General features: G+C 80.1%; 1 protein-coding gene. It reads left to right on the forward strand.

Features of this window, described 5'->3' with window-relative positions; all coding sequences use genetic code 11:
* The coding region (locus tag AE652_RS42585) for a biotin/lipoyl-containing protein (RefSeq protein ID WP_049661695.1) at window positions 1–670 on the forward strand (670 nt) is incomplete at both ends.

Genomic DNA, 670 nt, shown 5'->3' on the forward strand with positions numbered 1-670 from the left:
CCCGCTCCGGTCGCCGCCCCGGCTCCGGTCGCCGCTCCGGCCCCCGTTGCCGCCCCGGCCCCGGCCGCCGCTCCGGCCGCCGACGCCACCCCGGTGCTGCTGCCCGCCCTGGGCGAGTCGGTCACCGAGGGCACCGTCACCCGCTGGCTGAAGGCCGAGGGCGACACCGTCGAGGTCGACGAGCCGCTGCTGGAGGTGTCGACCGACAAGGTCGACACCGAGATCCCGTCGCCGGTCGCCGGCACCGTGGTGAAGATCCTGGTCGCCGAGGACGAGACCGCCGAGGTCGGCGCCCAGCTCGCGCTGATCGGTGCCGCCGGTGCCGTCGCCGCCGCCCCGGCCCCGGTCGCCGCTCCGGCTCCGGTTGCCGCTCCGGCTCCCGTTGCCGCCCCGGCTCCGGTCGCTGCCCCGGCCCCCGTCGCTCCGGCCGCTCCGGTCGCCGCCCCGGCCCCGGTTGCCGCCCCGGCCCCCGTCGCCGCCCCGGCTCCGGTCGCCCCGGCCGCTCCGGTGGCCGACAGCGGTGACGCCTACGTCACCCCGCTGGTGCGCAAGCTCGCCGCCGAGCACGGCGTCGCGCTGTCCTCCGTCGCCGGCACCGGCGTCGGAGGCCGCATCCGCAAGCAGGACGTCATCGCCGCCGCGGAGGCCGCCAAGGCCGCTCCGGCCCCGG

Source organism: Kitasatospora sp. MY 5-36 (genome assembly GCF_001182915.1).
Lineage (GTDB): Bacteria > Actinomycetota > Actinomycetes > Streptomycetales > Streptomycetaceae > Kitasatospora.